The organism is Cellulomonas sp. CW35 (genome assembly GCF_052378485.1).
Lineage (GTDB): Bacteria > Actinomycetota > Actinomycetes > Actinomycetales > Cellulomonadaceae > Cellulomonas > Cellulomonas uda.
On sequence record NZ_CP199000.1, the window covers coordinates 204,482 to 218,981 of the forward strand.

The window sequence follows — 14,500 nt, forward strand, 5'->3', positions numbered from 1 at the left end:
ACCCCACCGGGGATGTGGAGGGCGGGGCGCTATCGTCGCCGCGTGGTCCCGGACGGAACGCGCGACGACGTCGCGGCCCTCATCGCAGCGCGCACGCCCGTCGTCGTGCTGGAGACCGCCGACGAGGAGGCCGCCGTCGCGCTCGTCGTGCGCAGCGCGGCGGCCGGTCCGGGCAGCCGCCCGGTGTTCCGGTGGAGCGTGACCGAGGGGTTGCGCCGGCTCGACGTGGACCTCGGCTCGGTGCAGCGGCACAACGCGGACGCGACGACGATGCTGCGCGGCATCGTCGAGAGCGGTGCGAACGCCACCTACGTGCTGCTCGACCTGCACCCCTGGTTCGACGACCCGGTCGTCGTGCGGCTGCTCAAGGACGCCGCGCAGGCGCCGGCCGAGCACCGCAGCACGATCGTGCTCGTGTCCCGGGCGCTCGACCTGCCGCGCGAGCTCGAGCACCTCGCGGTGCGCGTCCCCGTCGCGTTCCCCACGGCTGCCGAGCGGGCCGCGATCGTCGACGAGACCGTGCACGCCTGGTCGCGCGCCGTCGGGGCGTTCCCGCAGGTCGACCCGCACGCGCGGGACCTGCTCGTGCGGCGGCTCGCCGGGCTGTGCCGCAGCGACGTGGCGCGGCTCGCGCGCGGCGCGGTGGTCGACGACGGCGCGATCACGCACCGCGACGTGCCGGTCGTCGAGCGCGCGCGGTTCGACGCGCTCGCGGCGGACGGTGTGCTGTCCTACGAGTACGCGACGGTGGGTCCCGACGACGTCGTCGGCCTCGACCGCGTGGTCGCGTGGCTCACGCTGCGCCGCCCCGCCGTCGACGGCTCGGCGCCGCACCTCGAGGCTCCGCGCGGCGTGCTGCTCGTCGGGGTGCAGGGGTGCGGCAAGTCGCTCGCGGCGCGCGCCGCGGCGTCGATCCTCGGGGTGCCGCTGCTGCGGCTCGACCTCGCGGGCGTGCACGACAAGTACGTCGGCGAGTCCGAGCGCCGGCTGCGGGACGCGCTCGCGGCGGCCGACGCGCTCGCGCCGTGCGTGCTGTGGGTCGACGAGATCGAGAAGGCCGTCGCGTCGTCCGACGGCGACGGCGGCTCGGCGCGGCGCGTGCTCGGCACGTTCCTCACGTGGCTCGCGGAGCGGCGTTCACCGGTGTTCGTCACCGCGACCGCCAACGACATCTCCGCGCTCCCGCCCGAGCTGGTCCGCAAGGGCCGCTTCGACGAGCTGTTCTTCGTCGACCTGCCCGACGCGCGGGCGCGCGCCGCGCTGCTGCGGCTGCACGCGTCGCGCCGCGGGCTGGAGCTGCGCGACGAGGACGTGGTGCCGCTCGTCGGGGCGTCCGAGGCGTTCTCGGGGGCGGAGATCGAGCAGGCGGTGGTGTCCGCGACGTACGTGGCGCACGCGCGCGGCGTGCCGATGGACGCGGCCGCGGTGCTCGCCGAGCTGCGCGCGACCCGCCCGCTCGCGGTGGTCATGGCCGAGCGGGTCGCCGAGCTGCGCGCGTGGGCGTCCGTGCGGGCGGTCCCGGCGCGCTGACCGCGCCTGGGGTGCCTGGGGTGCCTGGTCGGGTGCCGAGGTGCCGACGCCGTGGCGTGAGCCGACCGACGAGGCGCGCGCCGGTCGCGCCGGTCGTCAGCGGCGGCGCTCGCCGCGCAGCGTGCGTATGCCGTCGATGCCGCCCGTGACGAAGCAGACGACGGCGACGACGGCGAACAGCCCGGCCCCGACGAGGGCGCCGACGACCGCGCCCGCGCCGATCGCCGAGCCGAGCGCGGCGCCGCCCCCGACGAGCACGAGGAGGACCACGAGCACGAGCACGCCGACGAGCAGGTCCTGCCAGAACCCGCGCGCGGTGTCCCGGACGGCGTCCCGCGCGCCTGCGCGCAGCTCGCGCGCGAACGTCTCCCGGAAGGCCGCGCCGGGGCTGCGCGGCTCCTGCTGCGGTTCGGTCATGCGCTGAGCATGGCGCGGACGGCCGGCTCCGGGTGAACGCGAGGGCGTGTCACGCGACCGGCGGCAGGGTGAGGATCTCCGCGCCCGTGTCGGTGATCGCGATGGTGTGCTCGGTGTGGGCGGTGCGGCAGCCGGTCGCGCTGCGCAGCGTCCAGCCGTCGTCGTCCACCACGAGCTCGTCGGTGTCGACCATGACCCACGGCTCGAGCGCGAGCAGCAGGCCCGGCCGCAGCGTGTAGCCCCGGCCGGGGCGGCCGACGTTCGTCACGTGCGGGTCCTGGTGCATGGTCGAGCCGATGCCGTGCCCGCCGAACTCGGTGTTCACGGGGTAGCCGGCGCCGGTCAGCACGGTGCCGATCGCGTGCGACAGGTCGCCGATCCGCGCACCCGGCCGGGCCGCGGCGATGCCCGCCCGCAGCGCGCGCTCGGTGACCTCGACGAGCGCGAGGTCGTCGGCCGACCGCGGGGTGCCGACCACGAAGCTCACGGCGGCGTCGGCGGCGATCCCGTCGAGCAGCACGGCCAGGTCGAGCGTGAGCAGGTCGCCGTCGGCGAGGCGGTAGTCGTGCGGCAGGCCGTGCAGGACCGCGTCGTTGACCGACGTGCAGATGTAGTGCCCGAACGGCCCGCGCCCGAACGACGGCGCGTAGTCGACGTAGCAGGACTCGGCACCCGCGGCGACGATGAGGTCCCGCGCCCAGCGGTCGATCTCCAGCAGGTTGGTGCCGACCGTGGCGCGGTGCCGGATCGTGTGCAGGATCGACCCGACGAGCGCGCCCGTGGCGCGCGCACGGTCGACCTCGGCGGGGGTCAGGATCTCGATCACGGGGAGCCTCCGGGTGCGGGACGAGGGACGGGACCCATCCTCGTCCCTCCCGGGCCGCACAATGGACACGACGACGGACGACCACCGCACGGACGCCCACGCACGGACGACGACGAGCAGGGCAGGCTGTGACCGCGGCAGCCACCAGGTGACCGCGTCCGACGAGCAGGCACACGCGACCCGAAGGCCAGACGATGACCACGACAGGACAGCTCACGCAGCTCACCGCGGGCACGCTCGTGCCGTTCGGCGGGGACCGGTTCACGACGGTCCACGAGGCGCTCGCGGCCGCGTTCCAGCCCGGTGACCGGCTGTACGTGGTGCACGACGACGGTGCGCTCCTGCACGTGCCCGCGGCCGTGTCCGCTGCGGTCACGACGAGCGTCGACGCGGCGGTGACCGCTGCGGCCGCGATGCGCACGGTCGCCGCGGACCGGGTCGCCGCGTTCTACCGCGCGTTCGCCGACGGGCTGGTCGCCGCGTGGGACGCGATCGCGGCCGCCAACGCCGCGGACGTGGCCCGCGCCGAGTCGCTGGGCCGCTCGACGACGCGCCTGAAGGTCGACGAGAAGGTACGCGACCAGATGGCCGAGGGCCTGCGGGGCTGGGCGGACCTCGTCGAGAAGGCCGCGAGCGACCAGGCCGCGCCGCCGCGCGTGACGCACCCCGACTGGCACGTCGACGTGGTCACGGCGCCGCTCGGCGTCATCGGCTTCGTGTTCGAGGGCCGGCCCAACGTGCTCGCCGACGCGGCGGGCGTGCTCGCGACCGGCAACACCGCGGTGCTGCGGATCGGCGGCGACGCGCTCGGCACGGCCACCGCGATCGTCGAGAACGCGCTCGACCCGGCCCTGCGCACCTCGGGCCTGCCGGTCGGTGCGATCAGCCTGGTCACGAGCCGTGAGCGGTCGGCCGGGTGGGCGCTGTTCTCCGACCGTCGCCTGTCGCTCGCGGTCGTGCGCGGCTCGGGTGCGGCGGTCGCGCAGCTCGCGGCGGTCGCGCGGCAGGCCGGCACGCCGGTCAGCGCGCACGGCACGGGCGGCGCGTGGCTCGTCGCCGACCCGAGCGCGGACACCGAGCGGTTCGCCGCGGTGGTGCGCCACTCGCTCGACCGCAAGGTCTGCAACACGTTGAACGTCGCCGCGGTCCCCGCGTCCCGTGCGGCCGAGCTGGTACCCGTGCTCCTGGGCGCGGCCGACGAGGCCGCCGCCGCGCGCGGGAGCGTCGCGCGCGTGCACGTGGTGCGCGGCAGCGAGCAGTGGCTGCCCGCCGGTGAGCTCGAGCGCACCATCGACGTGCACCGCGCCGAGGGCGTCGTCGCCGAGCCGCGCGCCTCGCTGCTGGACGCCGACGAGCTGGGCCGCGAGTGGGAGTGGGAGAACACCCCGGAGCTCTCGCTCGTCGTCGTCGAGGACGTGGCCGAGGCCGTGGCGCTGTTCAACGCGCACTCGCCGCGGTTCGTCGCCTCGCTCGTCGGGCAGGACGCCGACGCGTGGCGCGAGTTCCTCGACGCGGTCGACGCGCCGTTCGTCGGCGACGGGTTCACGCGCTGGGTGGACGGTCAGTACGCCCTGAACCAGCCCGAGCTCGGCCTGTCGAACTGGGAGCACGGCCGCCTGCTGGGCCGCGCGGGCGTCCTCACGGGCGCGGACCTCACGACGCGCCGCCTCGTCGCGAGCACCGCGACCGACCAGCACCGCTGACGCGCGCGCTCGTCGGAAAGCCGTTGACCCCGCCCGTGGCCGGGATCGACCACTCGGCGGCGATGGTCGAGGTGTCGCTGGTCTACGCCGACTCGACCTCGCACGTCTCGGTCTACCGCCTCACCGCCTGACCCGTCGGGCCGCGATCCGCTCGTCGCTGCGCGCCGCCGTCGTCACGAACCGGTGCCGCAGCTCCTCGGGCGTCAGCGTGCGCGCGGCCGTCCACTCCCAGTCCCGGTCCGCGGCCCAGTCGGCGTCCGCCCACCACTCGCCCGGTGCGTCCCCGTGCAGCACCACGCCGCACCAGTGGTCCTCGACGTACGCGAGGTGGTGCAGCAGCCCGCCGAGCGTCATCGTCGACGGCGGCAGCGTCGCCGCGAGCCCCGCGGCGTCCAGGCCGTCGACCTTCTGCAGCAGCGTGCGGCGGTGGAAGTCGAGGAACGTCAGGAGCGTCGTCGGTCCGTCGGCGGACGTCGGCGGGTCGGTGCGGTCGGTCGTGAGCACCGCCCGAGCGTAGAGGGCGACGTCGGGGACGGGCGCCGCTGCACGGCGGCTGTCCGACATGCGGGTTTGTGCTGGCGTCCGCGCAGGATGTGCGGGAGCGTTCCCAGCGCGACGACGAGGGGACGGGCGGGCGAGCGTCGGGCAGGCTGTCCACGGTGCGCCTCGCGGACCAGGTCGTGGTGCTCGACGCCGGGCGCGTGGTCGAGCAGGGCTCGCACGCGGACCTCGTCGCGACCGACGGCCCGTACGCCCGCCTCTGGACCCTCCAGTCCCGCGCCTACACCACCTGACCCCCGGCTCGCGGCTCGCCGCGGCCCGCCGCGGCCCGCGAGGTCGTGCTTCGCTCGGTCGTTCGTGCGTTCGTCTGCACGACTCGGCGCCAGACGCACGACCTCGCGAGAGAGGCGCGACCTCACGCCGGGGGTCAGTGGTGGCGCAGCGCGTCGACCAGCTCGGCCTTCGTCATGCTCGAGCGGCCCTCGATGTCGAGCTCGCTCGCGCGCTTGCGCAGGTCCTTGACGGTCCAGTCGTCGTACGAGCCGGACTCGCCGCCCTTGCGCCCCACCGACGACCGCCCGCGCGCGGCGGCGGCGTTGGCGATGCGCGCCGACTTCTCCTTGCTGTTGCCCTCGTCGCGGAGCTCCTCGTACAGCTCCTTGTCCTTGACGCTCGGGCCGGGATCGCGTCGACCAGGCATGCGGACCTCCTCGGGGATGGTCCGTCCACGCTAGGCACGCCCGGGTCCCGGTCGCATCCGCACGCGTCAGGGACGCAGCAGCACCTTCGTCGCGCGGCGCTCGTCCATCGCGGCGTACGCCTCGGCGACGTCGGCCAGCGGCAGCTCGAGGTCGAACACCGCCCCGGGGCGCAGGCGACCGTCGAGCACCTCGGGCAGGAGCTCCTCGATGTACCCGCGCACGGGCGCGACCCCGCCGCGCACGCCCACGTTCGTCGAGAACATCCGCCCGACGGGCAGCTCCGGCCCGCCCGCGGGGACGCCGACGAACCCGACCTGCCCACCCGGGCGCGCCGAGCGCAACGCCTGGTCCATCGACTCCTTGGTGCCCACGCACTCGAGCACGACGTCCGGGCCGATGCCGTCGAACAGCTCCTTGAGCCGCGCGACGCCCTCGTCACCGCGCTCCGGCACCACGTCGGTCGCGCCGAACGAGCGCGCGAGCGCCTGACGCGCCTCGTGCCGCGACATCGCGACCACGCGCGACGCCCCGAGCCGCGCCGACGCGAGCACCGCGCACAGCCCCACCGCGCCGTCGCCGACGACCGCGACCGTCGACCCGGGCCGCACGCCCCCGGACACCGCCGCGTGGTGCCCGGTGCACATCACGTCGGACAGCGTCAGCAGGTCCGGGACCAGGTCCTCGGACGGGAGCCCGCCGGGCACCACGACGAGCGTGCCGTCCGCCAGCGGCACGCGCAGCCGCTCGCCCTGACCGCCGTCGGCCGAGCTCCCGGTGCCGTCCTCGCTGCCCCACCACCCGCCGTGCAGGCACGACGTGCTCACACCGTTGCGGCAGTTCACGCACGTCGAGTCGCACACGTAGAACGGCGCGACGACGAAGTCGCCGACGGCCACGTCCCGCACCTCGTCGCCGACCTGCTCGACGACGCCGACGAACTCGTGACCCATGCGCGTCGGCTCGGTGACGCCCTGCACGCCCCGGTACTTCCACAGGTCCGAGCCGCACACGCACGCGGCGACCACGCGCACCAGCGCGTCGGTCGGGTGCTGCAGCACCGGGTCGGCGACGTCCTCGAGCCGCACGTCCCGCTCACCGTGGATCACCGTCGCCCGCATCGCGCACTCCTTCTCGTCCCAGGTCCGCGGGCCAATCTACGGCGCCCGCGGGTCAGGGCGCGCGGCGCTCGAGCAGGACCACGTCGCGCCACCGTCCCGCGTGCGGGCCGTGCGTCATGAGCCCGACGCGCTCGCGCGAGCCGATCACCCGGAACCCCGCCGCGGCGTGCAGCGCGAGGCTCCCGGCGTTCTCCGGGAAGACGCCCGACTGCACGGTCCACACCTCGCCCGCCTCGGCCGACTCCAGGAACGCCCGCATCAGCGCGGTGCCGACGCCCCGCCCACGGGCCTCCTGCGCCACGTAGAGCGAGAGCTCGACGACCCCGCGGTACACCGCTCGCGTCGACGTCGGCGTCGCGGCCGCCCAGCCGAGCACGCGGCCGTCGGCGACCGCGACGAGCCGGTGCGCGGGCAGCCACTTCGCGTCGAGCTCGGGCCACGTGGGCGTGCGTGACTCGAACGTCGCGTCGCCGGTCGCGATCCCCTCGCCGTAGATCCGCACGACATCGTCCCCGTGCTCACCGGTCATCCCGACGACCCGGACCCCCTCCGCACGGCCGCCGCGAGCGGCGGACGCCGGGGCGACCGCGGGGTCGGTGGGGGTGGTGAGCCAGGTGAGGACCGGGTCCGTCAGGATCGCGGCCAGGCGCTCGTAGCCCGCCGAGCGGGGGTGGAAGCCGTCGCCCGCGCGCACGGCCGCGCGCCACACCTCGTCGTGCTCCGTCGTGGTCAGGCAGCCGACGAACGGCACGCCCAGCGCCGCGGCCTCGTCGGACAACGCCCGCTCGCGCTCGTGCAGCCGCGCGACGTGCGCGTCGTCGTCCACCGCTGGCGGCCCGACGACGAGCAGCGCGGCACCCGGCACCGCGGACCTGACCTCGTCGTGCAGACGCCGCAGCGCGGCCCGCGTCTCGGCGGGCGTGGTGCGCGGGCGGCCGTCCTCGAGGACGGTGTCGTTGACCCCCACGGCGACGACGACGCGCGCGTCCTGCGCCGGTCGCAGCCGGGGCCCGCACTCGGCGGCGGCGCGACGAGCGACGTCGACGCTCGTGTCGCGGCGGATGCCCAGGTTGTACGCGGTGAGCTCGACGCCGAGCTCGTCGGCCCGTCCCGCCGCGGCGACCACGCGCCCGACCCACCCGAGCCCTGTCTCGTCGCCGACCCCGGCGACGTACGAGTCCCCGACGAAGCACACCCGCAGATCCCGCCGCTCCACCCGGCCACCCTAAAGGCCCCCACCCCCACCCGACCGCCCCACCCCGCGCCCGACTCCCCGCCCCGACCTGCCCCGCTCGACCCCGTCATTCCTCCGGCTCTGCCACGCCGAAGCCGGAGCAACCGCGGGGTCGGCCCGACGATGCCGCGCGACCCCGTTGTTGCTCCGGGTATCGGGACCCGGAGCCGGAGCAACCGCGGGTCGGTGGGTGGATGCCGCGCGGGAGCTGGGGCGACCGCGGTCGACCGGTCGATGCGCGCGACCCCGTCATTCCTCCGGCTCTGCCACGCCGAAGCCGGAGCAACCGCGGGGTCGGCCCGACGATGCGCGCGAGACCGTTGTTGCTCCGGGTATCGGGACCCGGAGCCGGAGCAACCGCGGGGTCGGTGGGTGGATGCCGCGCGGGAGCTGGGGTGACCGCGGCCGACCGGTCGATGCGCGCGACCCCGTCATTGCTCCGGCTATGGCGGGCTGAAGCCGGAGCAACCGCGGGGTCGGCCCGACGATGCGCGCGAGACCGTTGTTGCTCCGGGTGTGGCGGGCCATAGCCGGAGCAATCGCGGGGTCGGCGGGTCGGTGTCGCGGTGTGGGTGGGGTGGTGGCCCGGCGGCCTCGTGGTTGCTCCGGTTGAAGGGGCGGTGGACCGGAGCAACCGCGGGGTCGTCGGGACAGCAGGGCCGGGAGGTGGGGCCGGCGTCGCCGGGAAGGAGGCCGGCGTCGGCGGGAACTGGGCCGGTGTCGGCGAACGGGGCCGGTGTCGGCGAACGGGGCCGGTGTCGGCGAACGGCGCCGGCGGGAACGGGACGGGGTCAGACGAGTGGGAGGGCGGGGACGTCCGCGTGTCCCCGCCCTCCCGTGCCCTACCCGAGGGCCGACCCCGTCAGGTCAGCCCGCCGTGCAGGACGCCGTGGGCGTCGTGCTGCTGCCGTTCTTGTAGAGCGTGATGCCGAAGCTGTTCCCGGCTCCGTTCGGACGTGCGGTCAGCGTGCCGCTGCTGCCGCTCACGCTCGCGTTCCACGAGTTCTGCAGGCTCTGCGAGCCGTTGAGCCGGATCGTCGTGACCCAGGAGCTCGTCCCGCTCACCGTGAAGGTCACGTTGAAGCGGTCGCTCCAGTCCTCGGCCTTGGTCACCGACACCGTGCAGGAGCCGGTGCTCCCACCGCCGGTGTTGCCACCGGTGTCCCCGCCGCCGGTGTTGCCACCCGTGTTGCCGCCCGTCGCGGGAGCCACGGCGCGGCCGGTGCTCGGCGAGATCGTGCCGGTGCACAGGTTGCGCGACTTGAGGTCCTGCAGGATGCCCGGCAGGGCCTGGACCGTCGCGGCCGGCCAGTCGTGCATGAGGATGATCTGGCCGTTGGTGAGGCGGCCGGCGGCGCTGCGGATGGTCGACGACGACGCGTTGTTCCAGTCGGTCGAGTCGACGTCCCAGATGATCTCCCGCAGGCCGAGCTGCGACTCGATCTGCTTGAGCGTGCTGTTCGACTCGCCGTACGGCGGGCGGAACAGCTGCGGCGTGACACCCGCGGTCTGCTGGATGACCTGCTGCGACCGCGAGAGCTGCGACTGGATGTCCGACGCGCTCATGTTGATCAGGTGCGGGTGGTCCCACGAGTGGTTGCCGATGGTGAACCCGGCGTTCTTGTAGGCCTGCATGAGCGACGCGTTGTTCTGCGCGTTCTGGCCGGTCGGGAAGACGACCGCGGTGGCACCGTTGCCCGTGAGGGTGTTGATGATCTGGTTGGTGGTGCTCGAGGTGGGGCCGTCGTCGAACGTCAGGGCGACGTAGCCGGCCGAGCAGTTCCAGCCGTTGTTCGTGCCGCCGCCGGTGTTCCCACCGGTGTCACCGCCACCGGTGTTGCCCCCGCCCGTGTTGCCACCGCCCGTGTTTCCGCCGGTCGAGCCGGTGGCGGTGCAGCTGGCGGACGGGATGTTCGTGTTCCCGCCGGAGTAGTACGTGACCCCGAAGGTGTTGTTGCCGCTCGAGGTGAACGTGTTGCCGTTGCGCGTCGCGTTCCAGGAGTTCTGGATCGACTGGCCGGAGCCGGGGTTGACGGTGACGGACCAGCTGGACGCGCCGGACACGGTGTAGTTCACGTTGAACCGGTCGCTCCACGACTCGGAGCGCGTGGCCGTGACGGTGCAGCCGTTCGACGTGCCGCCGCCGGTGTTGCCACCGCCGGTGTCACCGCCGCCGGAGGTGCCCTCGGACACCGTCACGTTCGACGAGCCGGACGACTGGTAGCCCTCGGTCGCGAGGATCTGGTAGTCGTGCGTGCCCAGGTTCATGCCCTTCGACGCCCACGCGTCGAAGTGGTTCCCGGCGGTGATGGTGCCGCCCGTGCGCTTCTGCTGGCGCACCGACCAGTACTGGTAGAACGTCGACGTGCCCTCGATCGACGGCTGGTTGACGCGCTGGGTGCGGTAGATGTCATAGGTGCCGCCGTCGGAGTTGACGGTCCCCATGAACGTGCCGGTGGGCCGGTACGTCCCCCAGTTGTCGACGATGTAGTACTCGACCAGCGGGCCGCGCGTCCATCCGTAGAGGGTCAGGTACGCGTTGCCCGACGGGTTGAACTGACCGGAGTAGCTCACGGCCCGGCGCGAGCCGGTCTGCCAGCCCTTGCCGGCGACGAAGTTGCCGGTGTTGCGCCAGGAGGTCGAGTAGTTGCCGCCGGAGCCGAGGTCCATCGAGACCGAGCCCTGCGTGTCGGTCCAGAACGAGTAGAAGTACCCGTTGTTGGTGCCGGTGGTGTTCGACGTGACCGCCGCGGAGGCGGGGGTGGCCACGGCCAGGCCTGCGGCGGCCGTGGTGACGGCGGCCGCGAGGGCCACCCAGGCGCGCAGTGACCGCCGTGGCGATCGCCTACGCATCGTGAAACTTTCGGACACGGTGCACTCCTTCGTGCGGATCAGGCCAGGCGTCTCCACCCCGCACGGCGGTGGCGCCCGGGCGCGGCCGGTGTGGCCGCGCTCCGGCCTCCAGCGAGGCATCCCGAGCTCGGGACGCGTTGGAAACCGTTATCGAACGAGTGTGGGCGGGGTCGTCGCGCCCGTGAACAGGTCCGTTGCGCGGTGAAATGGTTAACGTCGTCCGAAACCGGTGCCGTCGGCGGCGTCAGGGTCGACGGGCACCGCGGCCCGTGTGCCCGTGGCCGTGAGGCGCCGATAGTTGCGGGCTTCGTCGGGCCGACGAGGGTGGGCGCGCGCGCTCGTCGGCCCGACGAGCAGGCGTCGTCGAGCCGCCGCGAACCTACGATGTGCCCGTGACGGACGACGACGTGATCGAGGTCAGCGCGGTCGTCCTGCGCTCCGCGGCCGGGCACGTGCTGACCGTGCGCAAGCGCGGCACGGCGCGCTTCATGCTCCCCGGCGGCAAGCCAGAGCCGGGCGAGTCGCCGGCCCGCACGGCGGTGCGCGAGTGCGCCGAGGAGATCGGGGTCGACCTCGACCCCGCCGCGCTGCGCGAGCTCGGCGTGTTCACCGACGCCGCCGCGAACGAGGCGGACCGGCTGGTGCGCGGCACGGTCTACGTGCACCCGGCCGTGCCGGTCGTCGCCGCGGCGCGGGAGATCGCCGAGCTGCGCTGGCTCGACCCCGAGGGTGACCCGCTCCCGCCGGACCTCGCCCCCATGCTCGAGCACCAGGTGCTGCCGGCGCTGCGCCGGGACGGGCCGGACGGTCGCCCCTGATCCTCGAGCACGCGGTGGACGTCGTCCCCCGGGCGAGGACGAGGTGCCCACGCGCTAGTCGTGCGTCAGACGCCAGGTCGTGCCTTTCTCGCCAGGTCGCGCAGATGACCGCGCGACCTGGCGAGAGATCCGCGACTCGCGGGCGTGCGGGAGGGGGCGGGTCGGGGCTGGGGGGCGTCGGGTCGGGTTTGTCATGGTCTTTCCTCGGCTGACACGTGTCAGTAGGCTCGGCGGGGGCTGCATCGGTGCAGCCCGGACGCCGTCGGAGGGACCCGCGATGACGCACCACCTGGACGCACGCCGCGACGAGACCAGCCCCGCCGGCCGCAGCCCGGCCACCGGCACTCCCACATCCGGCACCCCCACATCCGGCACCCCCACATCCGCCACCGCCACACCGGCCCCCGCCACCGGCAGCGCCACCGGCAGCTCCACCGGCAGCTCCGGCACCCCCGTCATCGCCACCGCCGCCACCGGCGGCCTCGTCGCCCTGGACAGGGTCGGGCCCGACGCCGGCGGCGGTGCGGTCCGTGACGCCGCTCGCCGGGTGGCGGACGGACGGCTCGGCCGGCGGTCGTTCCTCGCGCTGTCCGGGGCGGCGATCGCCGTGGCCGTCGGGGCGAGCAGTGCCGCCGCAGGCGGTGCACGCCCGGGCCCCGGTGTCCCGCCGCACCACCTGCACCCCCGGCCGCACCCCCACCCGCACCCCGGGCCGGCCAAGCCCGGCTCGTCGTCGTTGCGCTCCGCCGTGGCGTTCCTGCGGGCGGCCGCCGACGCGTACCCGGAGCTCAACACCGGCCCGCGGCTCGCGCAGTCCTACGCCGACGAGCTGGGCCTGTTCTCCACCGCGTTCGTGTACGACAACGCGTTGGCGATCCTGGCGCTGCTCGCCGACGGCTCGCGCGCGAGCCTCGCCACCGCGAAGGCGCTCGGCGACGGTCTGGTCCACGCGCAGGAGCACGACCCGGCGTACGACGACGGCCGGTTGCGCCAGGGCTACAACGTGGGCCCGTACACGTTCTACGACGGCAACCCGCAGCCGTACGGGTTCGTCCTGCCGGACGGGAACGCGAACATCGGGTGGCAGTTCGGCTTCCTCGGCACGGCGGTCGGTGACATGGCGTGGCCCGGGCTGGCGCTCGCGCACCTGTACGGCGTGACGCGTGACGCGCGCTACCGGGACGCGGCCGTGCGGATCGGGGAGTGGATCACGACGAAGACGTGGTCGACGAGGCCGCTGGGCGGGTTCTCGTTCGGGGTCGACGGCGGCAACAACCCGGTGCCGAACGGCTCGACCGAGCACAACGTGGACTGCGTGGCGTTCTTCACGGTGCTGCGCACCATCACCGGAGCCAAGACGTGGACGAAGGCGGCCGAGCACGCGCGCGCGTTCGTCGAGCGGATGTGGTCCCGGGCCGACGGCTGGTTCTGGACCGGGACGAACGACGGCGTGGAGATCAACCGCTCGCCGGTCCCGCTCGACCCCGCGACGTGGAGCTGGCTCGCGCTGCGCGAGCGGCGGTACGGCGGTGCGCTGGACTGGGCGGCGCGTGCGCTGGCGGTCACCGACCGCTCGTCGGACGAGACCTCGCAGCTCCCCGACGGCCTGTCGGTCTCGGGCGTGACGTTCTCCACGGCGAGCCTCACCTCGACCGCGCAGTACAACGGCATCACGGTGCACCCGCAGGGCGTGTGGCTCGAGGGGACGGCGCAGCTCGCGACGTCGCTGCTCGACCGCGGTACGCACCGGGACCGCCTGCGCGCGCGTGCGCTGCTCGACCAGGTCCGCCACGCGCAGGCGAGCCTGGGCGGCGGTCAGCACCTGGGCGGCGTGGAGGTCACGGGGGGTGTGGTCGCGGCGTCGTCGCTGCTCGACTCGGGCTTCGGGTTCGGGTACTTCCAGGTGCAGCACGTGGGGGCGACGTCCTGGTACGTGTTCGGTGCGACCGGCACCAACCCGATGCGGTGGGGCGGCCTGCGCTGACCCGCGGCTGCGCGCGGTCGTCGTCGGCGTGCGTCGGTGCTCGTCGTACCCGTGGGCGTCAGCCGGCGACGCGGGGGAGGACGACGACGAGCGCGGCCGCCGCCGCGAGCGTGCCGACCGTCGCGAGGAGCACGGTCCCGCGCTCGCGCAGGCGGCGGACCGCCATGCCGACGAGCAGCGCGACCCCCGCCACGCCGATCGTCACCCAGTACGTGACGCCCGTGGTGTCGGCGACGTGCGTCAGCCCGAACACCCCGTCCCCGACGAGGATGCCGGCGACCGCCGCGGTGCCGAGCGCCGCGGTCCGTCCGGTGGTGCGCAGCCAGGCGGCCGCGAGCCCGACGAACGGGCCGGTGACGAGCCCGACCGTGCCCCACAGGACCGGGCTGTACGCGAGCCCGCGCAGGTGCGACGCCGCGGTGTAGCCGAGCACCAGCAGCACGAAGCTCGCCGCACCCAGCGCCGCGGCGCGCCACCCGCCGGTCCGGGAGAGGACGACCAGCGCGACGGTCAGCGCCGCCCACCCGCTCGCCGAGTTGGCGAACGGTGCCGCCTGCTGAGGCAGGACCCCTTGCGCCCAGGACGTGAGGCCGCCGAGCAGGACGCTCGCGGCGAGCACCACCCCGACGCGCAGCGCCTTGCCCGTCCGGAGCGTCTGCGCGGGCGTCCGGGCGGCGGTCGGTCCCGTCGTCGTCGGGCTCGTCGTCATGGCGGCCGTGTTCACGTCCGCGACGCTAACGACCGCGCGCCGCACCCGGCGTCCACCCGTCGGCGGGCCGGCCGGGCGCGAGCCCCCGCCCCCGGGATGACACGGG

At 74.7% G+C, this 14,500-nt stretch carries 13 protein-coding genes; 5 read left to right on the top strand and 8 right to left on the bottom strand.

Features of this window, described 5'->3' with window-relative positions; genetic code table 11:
- Window positions 1-42: 42 nt before the first annotated feature.
- Entirely contained in the window at window positions 43-1,530 is a 1,488-nt protein-coding gene (locus ACT17Q_RS00910) for an AAA family ATPase (RefSeq protein ID WP_444664066.1), read from the top strand.
- Window positions 1,531-1,626: 96 nt separating this feature from the next.
- Here the strand turns inward: ACT17Q_RS00910 and ACT17Q_RS00915 are convergent, their stop codons facing one another.
- Together ACT17Q_RS00915 and map are read right to left on the bottom strand one after the other, a co-directional pair.
- On the bottom strand, window positions 1,627-1,947 hold the full coding sequence (locus ACT17Q_RS00915) for a hypothetical protein (RefSeq protein WP_444664068.1): 321 nt from the start codon (window positions 1,945-1,947) through the stop codon (window positions 1,627-1,629).
- A 49-nt stretch (window positions 1,948-1,996) separates the two neighbouring features.
- Window positions 1,997-2,773, bottom strand: a complete 777-nt coding sequence (map, locus tag ACT17Q_RS00920; protein ID WP_094181298.1) for a type I methionyl aminopeptidase — start codon at window positions 2,771-2,773, stop codon at window positions 1,997-1,999.
- Window positions 2,774-2,967: 194 nt separating this feature from the next.
- Between map and ACT17Q_RS00925 the strand changes: the two genes are divergently transcribed.
- A complete protein-coding gene (locus tag ACT17Q_RS00925; RefSeq protein WP_444664070.1) occupies window positions 2,968-4,476 on the top strand; it encodes an aldehyde dehydrogenase family protein in 1,509 nt (502 codons plus the stop codon).
- Between the two features lie 120 nt (window positions 4,477-4,596).
- Here the strand turns inward: ACT17Q_RS00925 and ACT17Q_RS00930 are convergent, their stop codons facing one another.
- Window positions 4,597-4,980, bottom strand: a complete 384-nt coding sequence (locus ACT17Q_RS00930; RefSeq protein WP_444664072.1) for a mycothiol transferase — start codon at window positions 4,978-4,980, stop codon at window positions 4,597-4,599.
- Between the two features lie 155 nt (window positions 4,981-5,135).
- Here ACT17Q_RS00930 and ACT17Q_RS00935 point away from each other — a divergent pair, with 155 nt between their 5' ends.
- Window positions 5,136-5,270, top strand: a complete 135-nt coding sequence (locus ACT17Q_RS00935) for a hypothetical protein (protein ID WP_444664074.1) — start codon at window positions 5,136-5,138, stop codon at window positions 5,268-5,270.
- Window positions 5,271-5,404: 134 nt separating this feature from the next.
- On the opposite strand, the gene ACT17Q_RS00940 is transcribed toward ACT17Q_RS00935, so the two are convergent.
- The 4 genes from ACT17Q_RS00940 to ACT17Q_RS00955 form a co-directional block, all read right to left on the bottom strand.
- Window positions 5,405-5,677, bottom strand: a complete 273-nt coding sequence (locus ACT17Q_RS00940; RefSeq protein WP_094181294.1) for a DUF7218 family protein — start codon at window positions 5,675-5,677, stop codon at window positions 5,405-5,407.
- Window positions 5,678-5,743: 66 nt separating this feature from the next.
- Window positions 5,744-6,796, bottom strand: a complete 1,053-nt coding sequence (locus ACT17Q_RS00945; protein ID WP_444664076.1) for a zinc-dependent alcohol dehydrogenase family protein — start codon at window positions 6,794-6,796, stop codon at window positions 5,744-5,746.
- Window positions 6,797-6,848: 52 nt separating this feature from the next.
- Entirely contained in the window at window positions 6,849-8,012 is a 1,164-nt protein-coding gene (locus tag ACT17Q_RS00950) for a GNAT family N-acetyltransferase (RefSeq protein WP_444664078.1), read from the bottom strand.
- Between the two features lie 885 nt (window positions 8,013-8,897).
- A complete protein-coding gene (locus tag ACT17Q_RS00955) occupies window positions 8,898-10,844 on the bottom strand; it encodes a glycoside hydrolase family 11 protein (RefSeq protein ID WP_444664080.1) in 1,947 nt (648 codons plus the stop codon).
- Window positions 10,845-11,275: 431 nt separating this feature from the next.
- Here ACT17Q_RS00955 and ACT17Q_RS00960 point away from each other — a divergent pair, with 431 nt between their 5' ends.
- Window positions 11,276-11,701: an NUDIX hydrolase gene (locus tag ACT17Q_RS00960; protein WP_444664082.1), complete on the top strand. Its 426-nt coding sequence runs from the start codon at window positions 11,276-11,278 to the stop codon at window positions 11,699-11,701.
- 277 nt (window positions 11,702-11,978) lie between these two features.
- On the top strand, window positions 11,979-13,685 hold the full coding sequence (locus ACT17Q_RS00965) for a Tat pathway signal sequence domain protein (protein WP_444664084.1): 1,707 nt from the start codon (window positions 11,979-11,981) through the stop codon (window positions 13,683-13,685).
- 58 nt (window positions 13,686-13,743) lie between these two features.
- Here ACT17Q_RS00965 and ACT17Q_RS00970 read toward each other — a convergent pair whose 3' ends face one another.
- Window positions 13,744-14,409: a DUF6518 family protein gene (locus tag ACT17Q_RS00970; protein ID WP_444664086.1), complete on the bottom strand. Its 666-nt coding sequence runs from the start codon at window positions 14,407-14,409 to the stop codon at window positions 13,744-13,746.
- Window positions 14,410-14,500: the final 91 nt, after the last annotated feature.

Bases quoted from the DNA above. Each gene is read 5' to 3' on its own strand.
- ACT17Q_RS00925 (WP_444664070.1), top strand. From the start codon at position 2,968: ATGACCACGACAGGACAGCTCACGCAGCTCACCGCGGGCACGCTCGTG.
- ACT17Q_RS00965 (WP_444664084.1), top strand. From the start codon at position 11,979: ATGACGCACCACCTGGACGCACGCCGCGACGAGACCAGCCCCGCCGGC.
- ACT17Q_RS00945 (WP_444664076.1), bottom strand. From the start codon at position 6,796: ATGCGGGCGACGGTGATCCACGGTGAGCGGGACGTGCGGCTCGAGGAC.
- ACT17Q_RS00915 (WP_444664068.1), bottom strand. From the start codon at position 1,947: ATGACCGAACCGCAGCAGGAGCCGCGCAGCCCCGGCGCGGCCTTCCGG.
- ACT17Q_RS00940 (WP_094181294.1), bottom strand. From the start codon at position 5,677: ATGCCTGGTCGACGCGATCCCGGCCCGAGCGTCAAGGACAAGGAGCTG.